The following is a 16,024-nucleotide window of genomic DNA, read 5'->3' as shown; positions in this document are numbered from 1 at the left end:
GGATTTAATTATACCAAATTAATCATTTTTTATTGGTGTCTAATTGTTTGCATATTGATAACCAATTCCGGTTTTGGTCAAACAAGGGTTTTTGCCAATGGCATAATAAGCCAAAGTAACACCGATAATTCGGCAAATGCCATCGATACAGATTTAAGCACCAAAGCGAGTATTAGGGCAAAGGATTTCCCAGGTAGCTATTTAGGAGCTCTAGAATTGGAATTTCCTTCATTAATACCGGCAGAAACTACCGCATATGTAAAGATTGATGCCGATGAGCCTATACTGGCACCTCTATTGGCTGGGGGCTTAGGTGATTTTTTAGGGGCTGTTGCGGTTAGTAAACAGGAATTCTCTGTACAAGTAAAAAATGTGAATACCGTAGTTCTCCAAGGGGATTCTAACGACGCAGGAGAATTTGGAACATCGAGAATGAGGCTGGTAATGAATGAAGCCGGAGAATATTTCATTGTAGTTACACCCGATCAAGCATTTAATAGGATTCGAATAATAAACCGTATAGATCAGGGATTAACTTCCATTGGACCCAAAAGGTTAGGAGTATATGGTGCATTTTATAACACATCCGAAGTAATAGGTGATTGCGGGGTTCCCTCATTTACATCTTACGATGGCAGTAATATATCCTCTGGTCTTTTAGGTATTGGCGGTGTTGGTGTTAATGATCCTGAGAACGCAATTGACGATGATGACAACTCTTTTTCCGAATTAAATTTAGGGCTGATAGGCATTGGTTCTTCCATAGAACAAATTCTTTATTTTGAGGAACTTTCATATTCCAATGATGTATTCAATCTAAATTTAAAATTGAATTCGGGTCTATTGGCTTTGGGTGTTTTGGACAATATTGAAATATTAGGCTACAATGGAGCTAATTTAGTAGCCTCAGAAAGTTTGACCGACTTGTTGAACCTAGATCTATTGGGATTGTTTCAAAATGACGAAAATGCAGAAGTACCTTTTGCCCCTGGAGCTCCAATCGATAGGATTGTCATAAGATTCAGCTCTTTAGTAACTCTTAGCCTACCACAAAAATTAGAGATTCATGAGGTTAAAAAGGTACCCGGACCTCCCACATTCGATGCCAGCTCCCAAGATGTAGATATCTGCAAGGGAGAATCTGCCAGTCTCATTGCGGTAGCAGATCCCAACGATCTGGAGCTTAGATGGTACGACAGTGCTGTTGACGGTACACTTTTGGGAACAGTGGCGTCTGGTACGCCCTTTGTAACTTCTCCAATTTTGGCGGATACCACTTTTTATGTAGCTGCAGCGGAAGTTGGTTGTCCTGAGGAATCTGAGCGCACCCCAGTGGAAGTAACAGTTGTTCCTTCTCCTGAAGCAACGGATATCACGGTAACGGGCAATGAAAGTACCATTTGCTCATCAAATACAGTAACATTAGTTCCTTCAAGTGCTTTAACTGGAACCTTTAACTGGTATTTGGATGCCAATAAAAACAATCCAATTACAGATGGAATGGTCGATAGCGGTATCACTTATAATATTGATGCCAACGATGAATTGACCATTACGGGATTATCGGGTCTAAACAGCCCGTACACTTATTATGTAAGCATTACCGATTCCAGTACTGGCTGTGAAAATATGGATGGTGAACTAAAGTCGGTTGTTGTAACTATTCAGGATAACTCTTTGGCCCCAACAATTACATTGGACTCGAATATTACAGCGGATGATATAGTGAATTCTAACGAAGCCATTGGATTAGTAAATATCACTGGTGTTGTTGGTGGCGATGCTCAAGTGAACGATGTAGTTACCCTAACAATTAACAATGTATCTTATCAAGGTAATGTTGCTGCCGATCTTAGTTTTAGTATTCCGGTAAATGGAAGTGATCTGATAGCCGATGCAGATACCACAATTGATGCATCCGTTGAAACCACGAATGGAATTTGCACAAATACGGGTATAGATACCGAATCGTATACGGTAGACACCACTGCCCCCAATCCGCCCACCGTAAATACACTATTGACCAACGATACCACTCCCACCATTACGGGGACAGCGGATTCCGCCGATGCGCTTACCGTGACCCTGGACGGGATTACCTATACCGAGGGCGACGGCAACCTTACCGATAACGGGGACGGTACCTGGACCCTTACCGTGCCCGCAGGGAGCGAACTTGCCGAGGGCACCTACGACGTTGCGGCCATCACCACCGACCTGGCAGGAAATACCGCCAACGATGCCACCACGGACGAACTTACCATAGACCTTACGGATCCTACGCCACCTACCGTAAATACGCTATTGACCAACGATACCACCCCGACCATTACAGGGACAGTGGATTCCGCCGACGTGCTCACCGTGACCCTGAACGGGATTACCTATACCGAGGGCGATGGCAACCTTACCGATAACGGGGACGGTACCTGGACGCTTACCGTGCCCGCAGGGAGCGAACTGGCCGAGGGGACCTACGACGTTGCGGCCACCACCACCGACCTGGCCGGCAACACTGCAAACGATACCACTACGGACGAACTTACCATAGACCTTACGGACCCGACCCCGCCCACCGTAAATACGCTATTGACCAACGATACCACCCCGACCATTACGGGGACAGCGGATTCCGCCGATGTGCTTACCGTGACCCTGAACGGGACCACCTATACCGAGGGCGACGGCAACCTTACCGATAACGGGGACGGTACCTGGACCCTGACCGTGCCTGCAGGGAACGAGCTGGCCGAAGGGACCTACGACGTGGCGGCCACCACCACCGACTTGGCCAGCAACACCGCAAACGATACCACTACGGACGAACTTACCATAGACCTTACGGATCCTACAGTACCCACCGTAAATACGCTATTGACCAACGATACCACTCCCACCATTACGGGGACAGCGGATTCCGCCGATGCGCTTACCGTGACCCTGGACGGGATTACCTATACCGAGGGCGACGGCAACCTTACCGATAACGGGGACGGTACCTGGACCCTTACCGTGCCCGCAGGGAGCGAACTGGCCGAGGGCACCTACGACGTGGCGGCCACCACCACCGACCTAGCAGGCAATACCGCCAACGATGCCACCACGGACGAACTTACCATAGACCTTACGGATCCTACGCCGCCCACCGTAAATACGCTATTGACCAACGATACCACTCCCACCATTACGGGGACAGCGGATTCCGCCGATGTGCTTACCGTGACCCTAAACGGGACCACCTATACCGAGGGCGACGGCAACCTTACCGATAACGGGGACGGCACCTGGACACTTACCGTGCCCGCAGGGAGCGAGCTTGCCGAGGGGACCTACGACGTGGCGGCCACCACCACCGACCTGGCAGGAAATACCGCCAACGATACCACTACGAACGAACTTACCATAGACCTTACGGACCCGACCCCGCCCACCGTAAATACGCTATTGACCAACGATACCACCCCTACCATTACGGGGACAGCGGATTCCGCCGATGTGCTTACCGTGACCCTAAACGGGATTACCTATACCGAGGGCGATGGCAACCTTACCGATAACGGGGACGGCACCTGGACACTTACCGTGCCCGCAGGGAACGAGCTTGCCGAGGGCACCTACGACGTAGCGGCCACAACCACCGACCTGGCAGGCAATACCGCCAACGATGCCACCACGGACGAGCTTACCATAGACCTTACGGATCCTACCCCGCCCACCGTAAATACACTATTGACCAACGATACCACTCCCACCATTACGGGGACAGCGGATTCCGCCGATATCCTTACCGTGACCCTGAACGGGACCACCTATACCGAGGGCGATGGCAACCTTACCGATAACGGGGACGGTACCTGGACCCTTAACGTGCCCGTAGGGAGCGAGCTTGCCGAGGGGACCTACGACGTATCGGCCACCACCACCGACTTGGCCGGCAACACTGCAAGCGATGCCACCACGGACGAACTTACCATAGACCTTACTGATCCTACGCCGCCCACCGTAAATGCGCTATTGACCAACGATACCACCCCGACCATTACCGGGACAGCGGATTCCGCCGATGCGCTTACCGTGACCCTGAACGGGACCACCTATACCGAGGGCGATGGCAACCTTACCGATAACGGGGACGGTACCTGGACACTTACCGTGCCCACAGGGAGCGAGCTTGCCGAGGGGACCTACGACGTGGCGGCCACCACCACCGACCTGGCAGGCAATACCGCCAACGATGCCACCACGGACGAGCTTACCATAGACCTTACGGACCCGACCCCGCCCACCGTAAATACGCTATTGACCAACGATACCACCCCGACCATTACCGGGACAGCGGATTCCGCCGATATCCTTACCGTGACCCTGGACGGGACCACCTATACCGAGGGCGACGGCAACCTTACCGATAACGGGGACGGTACCTGGACCCTTACCGTGCCCGCAGGGAGCGAGCTTGCCGAAGGGACCTACGACGTTGCGGCAACCACCACCGACCTGGCAGGCAATACCGCAAGCGATGCCACTACGGACGAACTTACCATAGACCTTACGGACCCGACGCCACCTACCGTAAATACACTATTGACCAACAATACCACTCCCACCATTACCGGGGCAGCGGATTCCGCCGATATCCTTACCGTGACCCTGGACGGGATTACCTATACCGAGGGCGACGGCAACCTTACCGATAACGGGGACGGCACCTGGACACTTACCGTGCCCGCAGGGAACGAGCTGGCCGAGGGGACCTACGACGTATCGGCAACCACCACAGACCTGGCGGGGAATACAGCAAATGATGCCACCACAGACGAGCTTAGTCTTGTGCCATTACAAACTCTTACCACAAATTCCACTAACCAAGAATTTTGTGCTTTTGACAGACCAAGTCTCAATGATATTCAAATAAACGAGAGTAATATTTTATGGTATGATAATAATATCGGAGGGAATTTACTGGACCATTCTACTTTGTTGGAGCATCAAAAAACTTATTATGCCTCACTATTATTGGGTGATTTGGAAAGCACAGCCCGTTTAGGAATTACTGTCAATTTAATTCAACCTCCTTCGGCTACTTCCGAAAGTTTGACTCAAGTATTTTCTACAGCTGATAATCCAACCCTTGGAGATATTCAAGTCAACGAAAGCAATATCATCTGGTATGATGCTCCTGTACTTGGAAATATCTTGGATTTTGACACCACATTGGTAGACGGAACAAACTACTATGCTGCACTAATCGATTCAAATTGTGAAAGTATAAACCGACTTGCAATTAGAGTTCAAGTAGATGGAATATCTGACTTAATTATAAGCAAGGAAGCTAGCAGCCAAAATCCTATGGTAGGTGAAAATGTTAATTTCATTATTACCGTTACCAATGACGGAGATACTAATTTCACTGACCTCACAATAAATGAAAGAATTGAAAGTGGATTTACTTTTATGCAATATACAGCAACCAAGGGCACTTATAACCCATCCAACGGGGTATGGAGTATAAATAATATTGGGCCTAGAGAGCAGGCAGCATTGAATATAACCGTAACTGTTAAGGCTACTGGAAGTTATTTTAACGGCGCCTCCATATCGAAATCTACCCCATTGGACAATAACTTGAATAATAATAGTGCTGAGATAGTATTGGAACCATCCTGTCTAAAAGTATTCAATGAATTTACCCCAAACGATGATGGTGATAATGATTACTTCAGAATAGATTGTATTGAAATGTATCCAGAGTCGGATTTCCAAGTTTTTAACAGATATGGTGCCTTGGTATATCAAAAAAAAGGATACCAAAATGATTGGCGAGGATTGGCCAACGTAAAAGGCGTTCTGGGCAAAGGGGAGCCATTGCCTACGGGAACCTATTTCTACATACTTAAAACCGATGATTTGAGCGAAAGCAAAACAGGTTGGTTATTTTTAAGAAAAGACTAAAAAGCACTACACATTGATTAATAGATGAATATCCTAAATAAAAATATACCAAAACTCCTAACACTGTTTCTCCTTCTTGGTGGTGGAAGACTAATGGGCCAGCAGTTGCCACAATATACCCAATATATGTACAACACCTCTACCATAAATCCGGCATACGTCAATGAAAATAATCGTATGGATGCTACTATGAGCTATAGGGCCCAGTGGATTGGAATAGACGGTGCTCCAGAGACCAAGGCGCTTACAGTTTCTGGTATTATCAACAACAAAATTGGATTGGGCATTAATATCTTTAAAGATAATATTGGACCTTCGGCCGAGTTTAGTTCCAACGCCGTTTTTTCTTACTATCTAAACTTGAGCAAAAAAGTAAAAATATCGCTGGGACTAAATGCGGGTATCGATTTTTTTGAGGTGGATTATTCCAAAGGCAGTTATTACGACCAAGACGATGTTCTTTTTAGTTATGACGATTATTACAATGCCCTCCCCGTAATAGGTGCAGGAACATATATTTTTAGCGATAACTGGTATTTCGGTTTTTCAATCCCCAACATGCTTATAAATCAATCCAACATTGAAAGTGACAAGAATTTGATACATAGGGACAACCATATATATTTTATTGCTGGATATGTAATGGATGTTTCAGCCACCTTAAAATTAAAGCCCTCTATTTTGGTCAAGACTATAGATCATGCACCTTTAACAATAGACGCTAGCCTAAACGTACTTTTTCTACACAAATTCACCTTAGGGGCCTCACATAGACTAAAGGATAGTTATAGTGCCATGGCAGGATTCCAGATTTCAAAAAACTTTTTCCTGGGCTATTCCTATGATTACAGTATATCCGATATTGGTAATTACAATCAGGGATCGCACGAAATTATACTCAAATATTTAATGCCACGATGGGGGCCAAATGCCCGTTCTCCCCGATTTTTCTAAGCTAAGACCTATGAAAATTATACTTTCCATTTTAACACTATTTATTTATAATGTCCATCTGGCACAAAACTCCAGAGCGGATGCGAACGAGTATTTTCAAAATTTAAATTTCACGGAGGCAATAAATCTTTACAAACAACTGGAATCAAAAAAGAAAAAATCCAAACCTCTTTATGTGGAACGCTTGGCGGAAAGTTATTTTAATATTAATGATTATGCCAATGCCAAAATTTGGTACGAAAAATTATATGTCCTTAAGGAAAAAAGAGTAGATGAGAAAACGATCATCAAATACATACAAAGCCTTAAGGCCTGCCAAGAATATAGTGTTGCCAACAGTATAATCAAGGAATATTACAACTATGATAAGCAAAAACTTGCCACCATTTTGGAGCAGGAAAAATACTTGGATAGCCTTATGGTAGAGGCTCCCCAATACAACATTGCCAATTCAGAAATAAACTCCCCGCTTTCGGACTTTGCCCCTATGTACTATAAAGATGCCATTGTGTTTTCATCCAGTCGGGCACCGGAATTCTCGGAGGATGCGGAATATTCATGGAACAATCAGCCCTATTTATCCATTTTAACAGCCAAGAGGGATACCACTACAGGTAAACTAATGGATGTACAAAAATTCCACAAGAATATTCAATCCTCATATCACGAAGGAACACTTACCTACTCTTCGGATTACAAAACCGTTTATTTCACACAAAATTATTTAAAAGGCAACGAGTTACAGGTAAATCCAAAAGGGTTCTCCAATATGCAGATCTTACGGGGAGAGGTTGAAGGAGATTCCATTGTGAATGCAGTTTCCGTGAAATTCAACAATCCCAAATACTCTTTCGGGCATCCATTCTTAACAGAAGATGGGAAGCGATTATTCTTTGTCGCAAACATGTACGGAGGCTTTGGAGAAACTGACATATATTACGTAGATATTGATGAGGACGGAAAGTTGGGCACTGCTACCAACCTTGGACCTACCATTAATACCTCAGGAAGGGAGATGTTTCCCTTTGTTGCGGGGCAATACTTATATTTTGCTTCGGACAGTCATTTTGGTCTGGGCGGATTGGATATTTTTAAAGTTGAAATAGAATCGTCTAATGTTTATGGAACACCTAAAAACTTGGGCACGCCCATCAATAGCAATATGGATGATTTTGCCCTTATCATAAATGACTCGGATAACACCGGTTACTTTTCTTCCAACAGGGCCAATGGAAAAGGGGATGACGATATTTATTCCTTTAATAAATCGGCCGAAATGATGGTTTATAAAGGCATTATTATAGACGAAATAACCAAGAATCCCATTGCAGAAGGTACTATAAAAGTCTATGACGAGAACAAACAGTTGGTTGTACAGGCCAATACAGATGAGCAAGGTAACTTTGAAGTAGCCTTAGATCCTAATGTCAATCATATATTTGCCTTCTTTAAACTAGAATACAAACAGGAAATTTTGGCGGTCAATAATGCCGATAACCCAACCCTTTATAAGGAAGTTAATCAAACTGAGCTGATTCCCTTTTCCAAGTATGTAGTTAATGAAGGTGGAGTAGAAAAGGTGAGGGTAAATCCTATATTCTTTAATTTGAACCGATTTAATATTACGTATAAAGCCGCCGCGGAGCTGGACAAGATAGTAAGCTTTATGAACGATTTCCCCAACGTAAAAATTAAGATTGAAGCACATACCGATTCAAGGGCATCGGACGCGTTTAATTTGGAACTCTCCAACAATAGGGCCAAGTCTACCCAAGAATATCTTGTTTACATGGGTATTGACCCCTCAAGAATTGAGAGCGCCATAGGCTATGGCGAGTCGCGTTTGATAAATAATTGCGCCAACGGTGTACCTTGCAGTAATGAAGACCACTTGGCCAACAGGCGTTGCGAATTCATAATTATAGGTAAATAACAGACCTTAAAATGTGTTCATCATTACCCTTAAACGAAAATTGAAAAGTATTAATCGTACTTGGAATACCTAAAGAATGCTCAGCAGTGGCGTTGGTCTAAAATAGTGGTAAAATTGCCCTTTTATTTTTATATTAATACCATTGATATAAAATTAGCTTTACTATGGACATTTTAGGTACCTTGTATGATGAGGTCGTTGGATTTTTAGGGATAAGTCAGGCATTGGAGTTGTTGCAGGCCGGGGATTATAGCGTTTTCTCTACTTACGATGGTGTAGTATCCTTAATTTACCCCATAATTCCCCTACTACTGTTACTGGAATTTATCCTTGGTCTAGTCTACAAGAAACCTAACACCAAGGTATATAAGGTCAACTTCCTTATATATGTGTTTAATAGATTTATTGGCCGATTTATAGCCATAGCCATGGTAACCCTAATCATAGGGTGGTTACAGCCCTATGCCCTATTCCAAACCAAAATGACCTGGTATTGGTTTATATACGGGTATATTGTTTGGGAATTTGGTCATTTCCTCTACCACTATTGGGGACATAAAGTGCGACTTTTTTGGTGCCTGCATTCTACCCACCACGCACCCGAACAAATGAACCTTTCCGTTACCCATGCCCATTTTTTTCTGGAGGCCCCATATGCCGATGCTATTAGAACCACGGTATGTATCCTGTTGGGCGTTGAACCTGTTCTACTTTTTTTGATCATGTTTATAGATGGCACCTATGGGGCCTTTATCCATATAGGTGAAAATATGATGAAGGATGGCAGAATGGGGTTTTTGAACAAAGTTATATTAACACCCTCCCATCATAGGGTACATCACGCCAGAAACCCACTGTATATGGATACCAATTTCTGTAACTTATTGAATATTTGGGATAGGGTTTTTGGGACCTATCAGGAGGAGCAACATGATATTGAAATTGAATACGGCATTACCCGAAAAATGAATAGCGGCAACTTCTTGGATGTTTATTTCGGGGAATTTGTTGCCCTTTTCAAAGATGTGGCCAAAGCACCAGGATTAAAGAATAAACTTCTTTATATTATAATGCCTCCCGGTTGGAGTCATACCGGTGAACACCAGACCTCCAAGTTGGTCCGCGGAGCCTACTTAAAGGAACATCTGGCTAAGGAGTAAATACTAGGGTTGTTATCACGATACAGTGATCGCTGGCATAATTCTCACATAATACCTCATATTCCAACACCTGCCATTTTTCGGGCTGATTGTACATAATATGGTCAATGCAGATATTGGGACCGGTTGCCGGAAAAGTACCCTTCCACGCATTGGGATGTTTCGGTTTTGAGAATTTTTCGGAAATAATAATTATAGGGTTGCTATTTGGGACTGCGTTAAGATCGCCTACCAACAAAGTCGGGAATTCCGTATCCCCCAAATGCGCAACGATGGCCTTGGCCTGCATCACCTTATCGGTTTCATCCTTTAAGTGATCCAAATGTGTCCCCACAAACTGAATAGTGTTCCCTTTTTTGGTTTTGACTCGGGTTACCAAAGCTGCCCTAGGTTCCGAATTCGGTAAATGTGGCAGCGCTAAATTCTCACTGCCAATAAACGTAAATTTGGATAGCACCGCCTCTCCATATTCCCCTCCATCATAATACATGGCTCTGGCAAACAGTGAGGCCATTTTTGTCCGGATTCCCAATTCTGTGGGCAAATCGTAGTTTTTGGCTCTATTCGTTTTAAAATCGACCTCCTGTAAGGCCACCAAATCCGGTTGGTAATGATTTATCACACCAGCAATGGTATCCAAGTTAAAATCGTTCTTCGTAGTGGCCCCATGTAGAATATTAAAACTCATCACCCTCAGGGTATCTGCCTGTGCAAGGCTACAATAAGATGTGCCTCCTATAAAAACGAAAAGGAGTAATTTAAAGATGTGGTTTCTCATTGGTCCTATTAAAAATTAGGGCCGAAAATAGGTATTTTTCGACCCCTGTTTAAACTATTAATTTAGATTCCGGCCACTGCTTTTATCTCGCCTATTATTCTATCTGCCAAACCATCCGCTTCGGCCTGACTTTTAGCTTCCGTGTAAATTCGGATAATGGGCTCTGTATTGGACTTACGCAGGTGTACCCAATTCTCCGGAAAATCGATCTTTACCCCGTCAATGGTAGAAATTTCTTCGTCCTTATATTTTTCGGCCATAGCTACGAGAATACCGTCTACATCCAAACCTGGTGTAAGTTCAATTTTCTTTTTGCTCATAAAATAACTGGGGTAGCTGGCTCTTAGTTCGCTTACGGTACCTCCCCTTTCGGCCATCAGCATTAAAAATAAGGCCGTTCCTACTAGGGAATCCCTACCATAATGGCTTTCAGGATAAATTATACCTCCATTGCCCTCTCCTCCTATAATGGCCTTATTGGCCTTCATTTTGGTCACAACATTTACTTCACCTACGGCAGCGGCCTCATAAGTGCCGCCGTGTTTTTCCGAAATATCCCGCAAAGCCCTGGAAGACGAAAGGTTGGAAACGGTATTTCCCTTGGTCTTACCCAACACGTAATCCGCGCAGGCCACTAAAGTATATTCCTCCCCGAACATTTCTCCTTCGTTGGTGATAAAAGCCAAACGGTCAACATCCGGATCTACAACAATTCCAAAATCGGCCTTTTCCTTTACTACCAATGCACATATATCGCCCAAATGTTCTTTTAGAGGTTCTGGGTTATGGGGAAAATGCCCTGTAGGATCGCAGTACAGTTCCACTACCTCTACCCCCAATTCCTTTAAAAGTTTTGGGATGGCAATACCTCCGGTAGAATTTACCCCATCTACCACTACTTTAAACTTGGCCGCCCTAATAACTTCTGCATCCACTAAAGAAAGGTCCAACACCTCATCAATATGGATATCGATATAGGAATCGTTCCTATTGACGGTTCCCAAATCATCTACCTCCGAAAAATTAAAAGCTTCCTTTTCGGCGATTTCCAATATTTTGGCACCTTGGGCTGCATCCAAAAACTCCCCTTTCTCATTCAAAAGTTTTAGGGCGTTCCATTGTTTTGGATTATGACTGGCGGTAAGTATAATACCTCCATCTGCCTTTTCCAAGGGAACCGCTATTTCTACGGTGGGTGTTGTAGACAGGTCCAGGTCCACTACATCTATTCCCAAGCCTACAAGGGTGGACACTACTAAATTCTGGATCATTTCTCCGGAAAGTCGGGCGTCTCGCCCAATGACTACCGTTAATTTTTCCTTTTTAGAGTATTCCTTTAACCAAACACCGTAAGCAGCAGCAAATTTAACCGCATCAATAGGTGTGAGATTGTCTCCTGGCTTACCGCCAATGGTACCCCGTATTCCCGAAATAGATTTTATTAAAGTCATAATTTATTTATAAATTTTTACAAATATAAAAGGTTAGGTTTAAATCCTATGCCGCTAAGTTGTAAATTCGAACTTAATAAACTTCCACCTAGGTCAATGAATTTTTTAGCACACCTATATCTATCTTTTGAAGACGACCAGATCACTATCGGAAATTTTATAGCGGACAGTATACGGGGCAATAAATACAAGCACCTTCCAGAAAAAATTCAAAAAGGAATAGTGCTGCACCGTGCTATAGATACTTTTACGGACAAGCACCCAATTGTAAGGCAGAGCACCAAACGCTTGCATGAAAACTACAGTCATTATAGCGGTGTTATTGTAGATATTTTCTATGATCATTTTTTGGCCAAGAATTGGTCGGATTATGCCAATACCCCATTGCCACACTTTGTGGACAATTTTTATGATCTTTTGGAAAACCATTATGATATCCTGCCTATAGGCGTAAAGCGCATGATGCCCTATATGATTGCGGATAATTGGATTTTGAATTATGCCAAAATGGAAGGGATTTCCAGAGTTTTGAATGGTATGAATAGGCGGACCCAAAATAAATCCAAAATGAATTTTGCCATTTTGGACCTTGAGGAACATTATACCGATTTTGAAAAGGAATTCACTTATTTTTTTGAAGAACTCATCATATTTTCCAAACAAAAATATCTCTCCTTGAGATAAGTATCTGGAATTGTGGGGCAAACGCATTCATTATCAACGGAAACCATGATTTTTTCATTTAAATATGATATTAAATTACAATAAATAAGTACCTTTAATCACCTTTTCCAAATTTAGGAATACTCCCCCCCAAATACTTAAGTTCCCTTTAAATTCATTTCCCCTCACATTTAGTCCTCTTAACATTGTGCAAACAATGGCGTGCGTTTTTATTTAAAACTTTAACTAAAATCAACAACTATGGGATTTAAACATTTGAATTACATTGGAATGGGATTGATCTTTCTCCTAATGTTTCTGGGCTGTAGCCCTGAGTCAACAATCGATGATAATCTGGAACCTGTGAATGGCAAGGCCCACTTAAAATCGAACACTTTCTATGGCCCCCAAATATCCTTGGGAAAAGGTCATGTACGGTCATGGATAAGGATTGCAAAAGACGGCACTCCAGAAGAATTGGGTGTGGAAATGTCCAAAAATTTACTAAACCAACTGCCCGAAGGTGATGATCCTGTACAGTTGGTCCTACCACTTCACAGAAAAGCAAAAGAAAACACCCCTTTTGATCATGTTTTTTTTGATTGGAATCCTCACGGACATGAGCCCGATGGTGTGTTTACAGTGCCTCATTTTGATGTGCACTTTTATTTGACATCAGTAGCCGCACGGGAGGCAATTCCGACCTACCCCGAAGCAAAGCCTCAGTTCGACAATTATCCACCGCCAGGCTACCTACCTGCAGACTATATTACTCCGCCAGACGGCGGTACAGCAGTGCCTATGATGGGTACCCATTGGATACCATTGAGTTTTGCTCCCCCATTTACCAATATACTGCTCTATGGAACTTACGATGGGGAGGTAACATTTGTGGAACCCATGAATACTATAGCATATATAAATAGTGGGGTTCCTTTCAGCGAAGCCTATTCGCAACCAACAAAATTTGCTAAAACTGCCTATTATCCAACGGTCTATAATGTTTATCAAAATTCAAAGAATCAAAGGCAAATTATCTCGTTAAGTGAATTCGTGTATCGAGAAGCCGAATAGAAACGATAAAAAGGGTTGTCATAGTACAACCCTTTTTTTTTGCAACTTTTTTTAATTACCTGTACTTATTTTCCCTTGAAAGCGGCCAAGTAAAGTTGACTGGCCGTATTCTATTAACAAGTCGCACCTTTATCTTGCAGCCTTTTACCCATTCCCATTTATTCAATCCCCCAGCAAATTAATTATAAGATTATCCAAATTTTCCAGGGGATTAATCATTATCGATAAATATCTTTTCTATTATATCTTAAAATTCATATTTAATGGGAATATGACTATCTTTTTGAAAAAATTACACTCTATGATCCGCATAACTGGTTTCTTGCTTGGAATACTCTTATTTATCAATTGCAGGAACATACCCGAACCCATACCTACAGGTTTAGTTACTGAAAAAGCAATGGTTGTCTCTGCCAGAGCGGAGGCCTCCAAAATTGGATCGGACATCCTCCAAAAGGGAGGTAACGCCTTTGATGCCATGATTGCAACGGAACTGGCTCTTGCCGTGTCCTATCCCTATGCCGGAAATATTGGCGGTGGAGGTTTTATGGTATATAGGAAAGCCAACGGGGAAACAGGAGGTTTGGATTACCGAGAAAAAGCACCTTTGGCAGCACATGCAGATATGTACTTGGATTCCTTAGGAAATGTTATCCCTGGCAAAAGTACCTTGGGAGCAACAGCCGTAGGGGTTCCAGGCACTGTAGCCGGTGTAATTGCGGTCCACGAAAAATTTGGATCATTGCCCTTAAAAGAAATCATGGCGCCAGTAATAGCGCTGGCCAAAAAAGGCGTTGTCGTAACCGAAAAACAGGCCATAAGGTTGGAAAACTATCGCGACATTTTTATGGAAGTGAATAGTGATACGACTTTTTTTGCCACAGTGTACAAGACGGGCGATACCATAAAATACCCCGCTTTGGCAAATACCCTACAAAAAATTTCCGATCAGGGTAAAGATGGATTTTACAAATGGGAAGTTGCAGAAAAATTAGCCAATTTTATTCAAGCCAAAGGTGGTTATCTTACTATTGAAGATCTTGAAAAATATGAAGCCAAATGGAGATCTCCAATTACGTTCAATTATAAGGATCTAAAAATCATATCCATGAGCCCTCCAAGTAGTGGAGGCTTTACCATAAATCAAATTTTTAAGATGATGGAACCTTATGACCTATCCGACTATGGGCACAATTCGGTTAAATCCATCCAATTGTTTACAGAGGCAGCACGTAGGGCCTATGCCGATAGAAACTACTTTCTGGGAGACCCGGATTTTGTGGAAATCCCTTTAAAGGAACTTTTATCGGACCAATACCTACAGGAAAGAATGCAAAATTTTTCCTTTGACAAGGCTACCAAATCCTCTGAAGTATCCCATGGGGAGGTGCAAGTTGTAGAAAGTGATCAAACCACCCACTACTCTATTGTAGATTCGTTTGGGAATGCCATTGTGGCCACAACCACCATTAATGGAGGTTACGGTTCCAAACTCTTCTCGGACGAACTTGGGTTCTTTCTAAATAATGAAATGGACGATTTTAGTGCCAAACCAGGGGTTCCCAATATGTTCGGACTAGTGGGGGCCGAGGCCAATAGCATTACCGCAGAAAAGCGGATGTTAAGTAGCATGACGCCCACCATTGTGGAAAAAAATGGGGCGTTATGGATGGTAGTAGGGACTCCGGGAGGGTCCACGATAATAACAGCAGTGGCTCAGACCATTCTAAATTGCTATGAATATAATATGAGTATGCAGGATGCTGTAAACGCTCCCCGCTTCCACCATCAATGGCTACCAGATGCCATCATTTTTGAACCTGAAGGGTTTGAGCAAAGCTTACTCACCGCCCTAAAAAACAAAGGATATATCATTAATGAAGAAAACACCCCTGTTATAGGTAAGGTAGATGCCATTAAGATATTGCCAAACGGTAAACTTGAAGGGGGTGCCGATAAGCGTGGGGACGATACCGCCGTAGGATTTTAGGCAAATCCGTAGGTTGTATCCGTCCAATTTGTATATTAGGCTCACTGGATGCATTGCGAACCCCTAAAA

The 16,024-nt window shown here is 43.4% G+C and carries 9 protein-coding genes; 7 read left to right on the top strand and 2 right to left on the bottom strand.

The window, feature by feature from the left end:
- Nucleotides 1–54 precede the first annotated feature (54 nt).
- From BUA60_RS20400 to BUA60_RS20385, 4 genes are all read left to right on the top strand, one after another.
- The gene (locus tag BUA60_RS20400; RefSeq protein ID WP_178347046.1) at nucleotides 55–5,952 is read left to right on the top strand and encodes an Ig-like domain-containing protein; all 5,898 of its coding nucleotides are present in this window, start codon (nucleotides 55–57) and stop codon (nucleotides 5,950–5,952) included.
- A gap of 24 nt (nucleotides 5,953–5,976) precedes the next feature.
- Nucleotides 5,977–6,906: a PorP/SprF family type IX secretion system membrane protein gene (locus tag BUA60_RS20395; protein WP_072865037.1), complete on the top strand. Its 930-nt coding sequence runs from the start codon at nucleotides 5,977–5,979 to the stop codon at nucleotides 6,904–6,906.
- Nucleotides 6,907–6,916: 10 nt separating this feature from the next.
- Entirely contained in the window at nucleotides 6,917–8,839 is a 1,923-nt protein-coding gene (locus BUA60_RS20390) for an OmpA family protein (RefSeq protein WP_072865035.1), read from the top strand.
- A 164-nt stretch (nucleotides 8,840–9,003) separates the two neighbouring features.
- On the top strand, nucleotides 9,004–9,999 hold the full coding sequence (locus tag BUA60_RS20385) for a sterol desaturase family protein (RefSeq protein ID WP_072865032.1): 996 nt from the start codon (nucleotides 9,004–9,006) through the stop codon (nucleotides 9,997–9,999).
- Here the strand turns inward: BUA60_RS20385 and BUA60_RS20380 are convergent.
- Nucleotides 9,989–10,777, bottom strand: a complete 789-nt coding sequence (locus BUA60_RS20380; protein ID WP_072865030.1) for an endonuclease/exonuclease/phosphatase family protein — start codon at nucleotides 10,775–10,777, stop codon at nucleotides 9,989–9,991. The genes BUA60_RS20385 and BUA60_RS20380 overlap by 11 nt on opposite strands.
- Nucleotides 10,778–10,839: 62 nt before the next feature.
- Nucleotides 10,840–12,228 (bottom strand): phosphoglucosamine mutase, encoded by a 1,389-nt coding sequence (gene glmM / locus BUA60_RS20375; protein ID WP_072865028.1) that lies wholly within the window; start codon nucleotides 12,226–12,228, stop codon nucleotides 10,840–10,842.
- Between the two features lie 96 nt (nucleotides 12,229–12,324).
- Between glmM and BUA60_RS20370 the strand changes: the two genes are divergently transcribed.
- From BUA60_RS20370 to ggt, 3 genes are all read left to right on the top strand, one after another.
- On the top strand, nucleotides 12,325–12,912 hold the full coding sequence (locus BUA60_RS20370) for an acyl carrier protein phosphodiesterase (RefSeq protein WP_072865026.1): 588 nt from the start codon (nucleotides 12,325–12,327) through the stop codon (nucleotides 12,910–12,912).
- 240 nt (nucleotides 12,913–13,152) lie between these two features.
- Nucleotides 13,153–13,965: a DUF5602 domain-containing protein gene (locus BUA60_RS20365; protein WP_072865024.1), complete on the top strand. Its 813-nt coding sequence runs from the start codon at nucleotides 13,153–13,155 to the stop codon at nucleotides 13,963–13,965.
- A 301-nt stretch (nucleotides 13,966–14,266) separates the two neighbouring features.
- Nucleotides 14,267–15,955 carry a gamma-glutamyltransferase gene (gene ggt / locus BUA60_RS20360; protein WP_072865022.1) on the top strand — a complete coding sequence of 563 codons (1,689 nt, stop codon included), beginning with the start codon at nucleotides 14,267–14,269 and terminating at the stop codon, nucleotides 15,953–15,955.
- Nucleotides 15,956–16,024 lie beyond the last annotated feature (69 nt).

The sequence above is a fragment of the Arenibacter palladensis genome (assembly GCF_900129275.1).
Taxonomy (GTDB): Bacteria; Bacteroidota; Bacteroidia; order Flavobacteriales; family Flavobacteriaceae; genus Arenibacter; species Arenibacter palladensis.
Note: the sequence above shows the minus strand (reverse complement) of the source record. Positions and strands in the feature narration are given on the sequence as shown.

What these genes read in the sequence shown, in the direction of transcription:
- BUA60_RS20380 (WP_072865030.1), bottom strand. Translation starts at nt 10,777, where the DNA reads ATGAGAAACCACATCTTTAAATTACTCCTTTTCGTTTTTATAGGAGGC.
- glmM (WP_072865028.1), bottom strand. Translation starts at nt 12,228, where the DNA reads ATGACTTTAATAAAATCTATTTCGGGAATACGGGGTACCATTGGCGGT.
- BUA60_RS20395 (WP_072865037.1), top strand. Translation starts at nt 5,977, where the DNA reads ATGAATATCCTAAATAAAAATATACCAAAACTCCTAACACTGTTTCTC.
- BUA60_RS20370 (WP_072865026.1), top strand. Translation starts at nt 12,325, where the DNA reads ATGAATTTTTTAGCACACCTATATCTATCTTTTGAAGACGACCAGATC.
- BUA60_RS20365 (WP_072865024.1), top strand. Translation starts at nt 13,153, where the DNA reads ATGGGATTTAAACATTTGAATTACATTGGAATGGGATTGATCTTTCTC.
- BUA60_RS20385 (WP_072865032.1), top strand. Translation starts at nt 9,004, where the DNA reads ATGGACATTTTAGGTACCTTGTATGATGAGGTCGTTGGATTTTTAGGG.
- BUA60_RS20390 (WP_072865035.1), top strand. Translation starts at nt 6,917, where the DNA reads ATGAAAATTATACTTTCCATTTTAACACTATTTATTTATAATGTCCAT.
- ggt (WP_072865022.1), top strand. Translation starts at nt 14,267, where the DNA reads ATGATCCGCATAACTGGTTTCTTGCTTGGAATACTCTTATTTATCAAT.